This window comes from Pseudomonas sp. (assembly GCF_050739995.1).
In the GTDB taxonomy this organism is placed as follows: Bacteria; Pseudomonadota; Gammaproteobacteria; order Pseudomonadales; family Pseudomonadaceae; genus Aquipseudomonas.
Window position 1 is genome coordinate 1 of record NZ_JBOICG010000216.1, and the last position, 5,029, is coordinate 5,029.

Annotated in this window: 6 protein-coding genes; 4 read left to right on the top strand and 2 right to left on the bottom strand. The window is 60.6% G+C overall.

Going from position 1 to position 5,029, the window contains the following annotated elements; genetic code table 11:
* Nucleotides 1-20 precede the first annotated feature (20 nt).
* Nucleotides 21-1,151 carry a patatin-like phospholipase family protein gene (locus tag ACRESD_RS07475; protein ID WP_431750340.1) on the bottom strand — a complete coding sequence of 377 codons (1,131 nt, stop codon included), beginning with the start codon at nt 1,149-1,151 and terminating at the stop codon, nt 21-23.
* A gap of 29 nt (nt 1,152-1,180) precedes the next feature.
* A complete protein-coding gene (locus ACRESD_RS07480) occupies nt 1,181-2,116 on the bottom strand; it encodes a lipid A biosynthesis lauroyl acyltransferase (protein WP_431750341.1) in 936 nt (311 codons plus the stop codon).
* A 119-nt stretch (nt 2,117-2,235) separates the two neighbouring features.
* On the opposite strand from ACRESD_RS07480, the gene minC reads away from it, so the two are divergent.
* The 4 genes from minC (at nt 2,236) to ACRESD_RS07500 (ending at nt 4,978) form a co-directional block, all read left to right on the top strand.
* Nucleotides 2,236-2,973, top strand: a complete 738-nt coding sequence (gene minC, locus ACRESD_RS07485; RefSeq protein ID WP_431750342.1) for a septum site-determining protein MinC — start codon at nt 2,236-2,238, stop codon at nt 2,971-2,973.
* Nucleotides 2,974-3,174: 201 nt separating this feature from the next.
* Nucleotides 3,175-3,987, top strand: a complete 813-nt coding sequence (gene minD / locus ACRESD_RS07490) for a septum site-determining protein MinD (protein ID WP_016970146.1) — start codon at nt 3,175-3,177, stop codon at nt 3,985-3,987.
* A gap of 3 nt (nt 3,988-3,990) precedes the next feature.
* Nucleotides 3,991-4,245, top strand: coding sequence for a cell division topological specificity factor MinE (gene minE / locus ACRESD_RS07495; protein ID WP_010208824.1), 255 nt, complete (start codon nt 3,991-3,993; stop codon nt 4,243-4,245).
* Nucleotides 4,246-4,342: 97 nt separating this feature from the next.
* Nucleotides 4,343-4,978: an RluA family pseudouridine synthase gene (locus tag ACRESD_RS07500; RefSeq protein WP_431750343.1), complete on the top strand. Its 636-nt coding sequence runs from the start codon at nt 4,343-4,345 to the stop codon at nt 4,976-4,978.
* The last annotated feature ends 51 nt before the right edge of the window (nt 4,979-5,029 follow it).

Below are 5,029 nucleotides of genomic sequence, written 5' to 3' on the forward strand. Positions count from 1 at the left end.
ACACAAGCCAGCTCTCACATTCAGCTCGGTGTCAGTCCCAAGAATCGCGTGATCTCCTCACGCTGGGCCAACGCATCCCGCCTGCCCAATTCAATCAACTCGCTGCAATACCCAGCCTCGAACAGCAAGTAGCTCAACACCCCCGCCCCGCTGGTCTTGGTCGCTCCCGGCCCACGCAAGAACAAACGCAACGCCGCCGGCAACTCCTGGCGATGCCGTGCCGCGATTTCATCGATGGGCTGGCTCGGCGCAATCACCAACACCTCCACAGGCGCCAACTCTGGCGCAACATGGCTGAACCGGTTCAAACGCTCCAGCAGCTCGATATCACTCTCCAGGCTGTCGATGAACGTGCTGTTGAGCATGTGCCCACCAATCTGCGCCAGCGTCGGTTGCTGACCGGTGTAGGTGCGCTGCGTCGCGGGTTCGTTACCCCGTGGATTGCCACTCACGCCCACCACCAGTACTCGGCTGGCGCCCAGGTGCAAGGCTGGGCTGATCGGCGCTGACTGGCGCACCGCGCCGTCACCGAAATATTCCTGGCCAAGTTTCACCGGGGCAAACAACAAGGGGATGGCAGAGCTGGCCAGCAGATGTTCGACGCTGAGTTGCGTGGGCAAACCAATACGCCGGTGACGCAGCCAGGTATCGATGAGGCGCCCCCCCTGATAGAAAGTCACCGCTTGCCCGGACTCGTAGCCAAAGGCCGTCACCGCCACTGCATGCAGATGCCTTTTGCGGATGGCCTCATCGATGCCGTGCAGGTGCAGTTTGTCGTTGAGCAGATCCCGCAGCGGCGCGCTGTTGAGCAACGCCACCGGCACCTGGGCGCCCAGGCCCAGCAGGCTATGAATGAAAAAGCGGCCGGCCTGGCGGATCACGCCCGGCCAGTCGCTGCGCAGGACCAGATGGCTGCGAAAGCCCTGCCAGAAGGCGGTGAGGCGTTGGATGGCTGCGGCGAAGTCTGTCGCCCCGCTGGCCAGGCTCACCGCGTTGATCGCCCCGGCGGAGGTGCCGACAATCACCGGAAAAGGGTTGGGGGCTCCGGGCGGCAACAGCTCGGCAATCGCCGCCAACACCCCCACCTGATACGCCGCTCGCGCCCCGCCGCCGGAAAGAATCAAGCCTGTGACCGGTTCAACTGGGCGCATTGCGTCACTCCATGTGGGAAAGGTAGGGCTTACCGACGGCGTTTCTCGTACAGCTTAGGCTCACCCGGCGGCCGGCTCTTGAAGCGGCGATGGGTCCACAGGTACTGCTCGGGGCATTCGCGCACCGAAGCTTCGACCCACTGGTTGATACGCAGGCAGTCGGTCTCATCGGTTTCGCCGGGGAAGTCGGTCAGCGGCGGGTGAATCACCAGGCGATAGCCGCTGCCATCGGCCAGGCGCTCCTGGGTGAACGGCACTACCAGCGCCTTGCCCAGGCGCGCGAATTTGCTGGTGGCGGTGACGGTGGCGGCCTGGATACCGAACAGCGGCACGAAGATGCTTTGTTTGGCGCCGTAGTCCTGGTCCGGTGCGTACCAGATGGCGCGGCCGGCGCGCAGCAGCTTGAGCATGCCGCGTACGTCGTCGCGCTCTACCGCCAGGGAGTCGAGGTTATGCCGCTCGCGGCCACGGCGCTGGATAAAGTCGAACAGCGGGTTGCCGTGCTCGCGGTACATACCATCGATGGTGTGCTTCTGCCCAAGCAACGCGGCGCCGATTTCCAGAGTGGTGAAGTGCAGGGCCATCAGGATCACGCCCTTGCCTTCCAGCTGTGCCTGCTTGAGATGCTCCAACCCTTCGACATGGGCCAGCCGTGCCAGGCGCGGCTTGGCCCACCACCAGCTCATGGCCATTTCAAAGAAAGCGATGCCGGTGGAGGCAAAGTTTTCCTTGAGCAGGTGCTGACGTTCCTGGGAGGTTTTTTCCGGGAAACACAGTTCCAGGTTGCGTGCGGCAATGCGGCGGCGATCGCCGGCCACGCGGTACATGCCCGCGCCCAATAAACGACCAATGGTCAACAGCGCTCGGTACGGCAACTGAGTGATCAGCCATAGCAGGCCGAGCCCCAGCCATAAAAGCCAAAAACGCGGGTGAAGAAATACAGCTCGAAAACGCGGGCGATCCATTACAGATTCCGGTAAAGACATGGGCCGCGCATTCTACAACGGTTCGACTCGGCTTGCGGCCCGCGGATGTTCTCGTTATAAGTCTCGACACTTTTCGTGACAAGCCGCTTTTGCCGACCATGAGCCAAACCGAACCGCTAGACCAAGATCCCGTGTTCCAGCTGAAAGGCAGCATGCTCGCCATCACCGTGCTGGAACTCGCCCGCAATGACCTCGACGCCCTGGACCGCCAACTGGCCGCCAAGGTCGCCCTGGCACCGAACTTTTTCAACAATGCCCCCTTGGTATTGGCCCTCGACAAGCTGCCAGCCGGCCAGGGTGCCATCGACTTGCCCGGGCTGATGCGTGTCTGCCGTTCCCATGGCCTGCGAACGCTGGCGATTCGTGCCAGCCGTATCGAAGATATTGCCGCAGCCATCGCTATTGAACTGCCAGTATTGCCGCCATCCGGTGCCCGAGAACGTCCGCTTGACCCGAACGAAGGCGAAGTGAAGAAAAAACCGGAAAAACCAGCGGAGCCGCTGATCAAGCCGACAAAGATCATCACCTCCCCCGTACGGGGCGGGCAGCAGATTTACGCCCAGGGTGGCGACCTGGTGGTGGTCGCGCCGGTCAGTCCGGGTGCGGAACTTCTGGCCGATGGCAACATCCATGTATACGGCCCGATGCGCGGACGTGCCCTCGCCGGCATCAAGGGAGATACCAAGGCCCGTATTTTTTGCCAGCAGTTGACCGCTGAGCTAGTGTCCATCGCAGGCCAGTACAAGGTTTCAGAAGATTTGCGCCGTGATCCGCTGTGGGGGGCCGGGGTGCAGGTCAGCCTGTCGGGCGATGTGTTGAACATCATCCGTCTTTAACGGATACTGCCGCATTTTCCAAGCATCTCTAGACTCTGATAGCACAGCGAAACCGGCAAGACTTGCGTAGGAAAATTGAAGACTGGTGTTTCCCCTGCGGAAACCACAGTTTTTTTCCTACAAAGGCTGTCCGCCTGCAGCGAGTTCCAAGAGATGTTTTTCAGGGGCTGAAAAGTCCTTTTTCCTTAGGGGTGAAACACCTTGGCCAAGATTCTCGTGGTTACATCCGGCAAGGGTGGTGTGGGTAAGACCACCACCAGCGCCGCTATCGGTACCGGTCTCGCTCTGCGCGGCCATAAAACAGTTATCGTCGACTTCGACGTCGGCCTGCGTAACCTCGACCTGATCATGGGCTGCGAACGCCGTGTGGTGTACGACTTCGTCAACGTGGTCAACGGCGAAGCCAACCTGCAACAGGCCCTGATCAAGGACAAGCGCCTTGAGAACCTGTACGTGCTGGCCGCCAGCCAGACCCGTGACAAAGACGCGCTGACCAAAGAAGGCGTAGGCAAAGTCCTGGCCGAGCTGAAAGAGACGTTCGAATACGTAGTTTGCGACTCGCCGGCGGGTATCGAAACCGGTGCTCACCTGGCGATGTACTTCGCCGATGAAGCCATCGTGGTCACCAACCCGGAAGTTTCCTCGGTACGTGACTCGGACCGTATGCTGGGCCTGTTGGCCAGCAAGTCCCAACGCGCCGAAAAAGGCGAAGACCCGATCAAGGAGCACTTGTTGCTCACCCGTTACAACCCTGAGCGCGTCAGCAACGGCGAAATGCTCGGTGTTGAAGACGTGAAGGAAATCCTCGCAGTGACCCTGCTGGGCGTCATCCCGGAATCCCAGGCAGTCCTGAAGGCTTCCAACCAGGGTGTTCCGGTCATTCTCGACGACCAGAGCGACGCCGGCCAGGCGTACAGCGACGCCGTCGATCGCCTGCTGGGCAAGTCCGTGGAACATCGCTTCCTCGATGTCAAGAAGAAGGGATTCTTCGAGCGTATCTTTGGAGGCAACTAAACAATGAAATTTCTCGACTTCTTTCGCGCCAACAAAAAGCCAACGACCGCGTCGGTAGCGAAAGAGCGTCTACAGATCATCGTGGCGCACGAACGCGGCCAACGCAGCACGCCGGACTACCTGCCAGCCTTGCAGAAGGAACTGGTTGAGGTAATCCGCAAATACGTCAATATCGGCAACGATGACGTGCATGTCGCTCTGGAAAATGACGGCAGCTGCTCGATTCTGGAACTCAATATCACCCTGCCTGATCGTTGATCGAAAGGGCGGTCGTCACGGCGGCTCGGTCACCCTGATCCCTTTTTTGGGAACCGGGTGGGCGAGCCGCCGTTGGCGTTTGTAACGAGGCTGTTTAATGCCGCTGTCCAATATTCATATCCTGCATCAGGACGACGCTGTCCTGGTGGTGAACAAGCCGACCCTGCTGCTCTCGGTGCCCGGCCGGGCCGATGACAACAAGGATTGCCTGATCACCCGCCTGCAGGAAAACGGCTACCCCGAAGCCCGTATCGTCCATCGTCTGGATTGGGAAACTTCAGGGATCATCCTGCTAGCCCGGGACGCCGACACCCACCGCGAACTGTCCCGCCAGTTTCACGACCGCGAAACCGAAAAAGCCTACACCGCACTGGCTTGGGGCCAGCCGGCGCTGGACAGCGGCAGCATCGACCTGCCCCTGCGCTACGACCCGCCGACCAAACCACGCCACGTGGTGGACCACGAGTTCGGCAAGCATGCGCTAACGTTCTGGAAAGTGCTGGAGCGCTGTGACGACTGGTGTCGTGTGGAGCTGACACCGATCACCGGTCGTTCACACCAGTTGCGGGTGCACATGCTGTCGATCGGGCACCCATTGCTGGGGGATGGGTTGTATGCCCATGAACAGGCCCTGGCCGCTTGGCCGCGGTTATGCCTGCACGCAAGCATGCTCAGCTTCACTCACCCGCAAAGCGGTGAGCGGTTGCGCTTTGAGTGCCCGGCCCCGTTCTAAAGCTGGTAATGCGATCAAAATGTGGGAGCGGGCTTGCTCGCGAATGCAGTG

Coding starts and splice junctions, on each gene's coding strand:
- minE (WP_010208824.1), top strand. CDS start 3,991: ATGAAATTTCTCGACTTCTTTCGCGCCAACAAAAAGCCAACGACCGCG.
- ACRESD_RS07475 (WP_431750340.1), bottom strand. CDS start 1,151: ATGCGCCCAGTTGAACCGGTCACAGGCTTGATTCTTTCCGGCGGCGGG.
- ACRESD_RS07480 (WP_431750341.1), bottom strand. CDS start 2,116: ATGGATCGCCCGCGTTTTCGAGCTGTATTTCTTCACCCGCGTTTTTGG.
- ACRESD_RS07500 (WP_431750343.1), top strand. CDS start 4,343: ATGCCGCTGTCCAATATTCATATCCTGCATCAGGACGACGCTGTCCTG.
- minC (WP_431750342.1), top strand. CDS start 2,236: ATGAGCCAAACCGAACCGCTAGACCAAGATCCCGTGTTCCAGCTGAAA.